This window comes from Mesorhizobium sp. M1E.F.Ca.ET.041.01.1.1 (assembly GCF_003997355.1).
GTDB lineage: Bacteria > Pseudomonadota > Alphaproteobacteria > Rhizobiales > Rhizobiaceae > Mesorhizobium.
Map to the genome: position 1 here is coordinate 1 of NZ_RZSL01000976.1, position 1,425 is coordinate 1,425.

At 63.2% G+C, this 1,425-nt stretch carries 1 protein-coding gene and 1 pseudogene; one reads left to right on the forward strand and one right to left on the reverse strand.

The window, feature by feature from the left end:
- Positions 1–516: FAD-dependent oxidoreductase (locus EOA38_RS36530; RefSeq protein ID WP_127301493.1), on the reverse strand; the 516-nt coding region annotated here is incomplete at its 3' end.
- 205 nt (positions 517–721) lie between these two features.
- Between EOA38_RS36530 and EOA38_RS36535 the strand changes: the two are divergent.
- Positions 722–1,425 (forward strand): annotated as a pseudogene (locus tag EOA38_RS36535) (mechanosensitive ion channel family protein); the annotation flags it as partial.

Here is a 1,425-nt window from a genome sequence, read left to right on the forward strand (position 1 = left end):
GCCAAGCACGGGGAAGCGCGCCGAACCCGAGACGTCCAGCGCCGGGACAAGCCGCTTGATCTGGTCGATGCTCATCAGCTCCGCGTCGACGCCGAGATGGCGCATGGCATTGCCGCGCCGGGCGTAGTCGTCGAGCTGGGCCGGCGTATGCGCGAGGTTGAGGCAGCCGCGCTGCGAGAACATGACGTTGTAGTTGAGGTCGTGCGACAGGTTCTCCCACAGCTTCATCGAATGTTCGTAGAAGCGGGTGTTCTGCGGCAAGAGATAGTTGGAGCGCACCGCGGTGGTGTTGCGGCCGACATTGCCGGAGCCCAGCCAGCCCTTTTCCAGCACCGCGACATTGGTGATGCCGTGTTCCTTGGCAAGATAATAGGCTGTTGAAAGGCCGTGGCCGCCGCCGCCGATGACGATCACGTCATAGGACGCCTTGGGGGCCGGCTTGCGCCAGGCCGGCTTCCAGTCCTTGTTGCCGGTCAGCGCGTTCTTGAGCAGCGAAAAGGCTGAGTATTCCGCCATTCTTCCTATCGTCCTTTTGGTGCGAGGCGGCAGACTATAGAGCAGGCGGGAAGCGCAAAGCCAAGATTGCGCCATCGCTTTTCGACAGGCCGACTCCGATCCGCGTCGTCGGGCACTGATGGAGACGGCTTGCCGCCAGATATACCGGTCTTTATCAAGGGCGGGATTTTAGGGGATTTTTCGGTCGCGAGTCGCCTGTCACGTCATGATCTTCCGACTGCTACGCCTGATCCTGGTCGCCATGGTCGCCGTCGCGGCGCAGCCGTCGCTCGATGCGTTGGCGCAGGCAATCGGCCATGGCTCGGCTCAGCTCATCGCCGACCAGACCAAGACCATCCAGGACCTGACGGCCAAGGCCGACGGTTTGGAGAAGAAGATAGGCGATCCTGGCGAAGACGATGCCGGCCTCGTCGATATCCGCCTGCAGCTCGAGGATATATCGCGCGCGGCGCTGAACAGCGCGCTGGCGTTTCGTTCGCGCCTCAACGACATCAACAATCGTATCGAGGTTCTGGGGCCGGCGCCGGCTCAGGGACAGCAAGAGCCCGCGATCGTCGCCAACGAACGCGCTGCCCTTACGGCAGAGAAGGCCGAGATCAATGCTGTGGTCGCCAGCGCGCAGAACCTTTCGATCCGCGTCAGCGGCCTGGTCGACAGGATCGCCACCATGCGCAGCGAGCTTTTCCGCAGCGTTCTGACGAAACGCTACGAATTGACCGATGCGCTGAGCCCGCAGGGCTTTTCCGACGCGCATGACCAGTTCACCGGCCTCTACAAGGCCGTGGCGTCCTGGCTGACCTTCGCGCTCAAGTTCAAATTCCAGGCGATTCTTGCCGCGACGCTGATGGCGCTGGCGCTGGCGGCAGTCCTCCTCATCGGCGGCCGCACCACCGCCGGCCGCCGATGCGG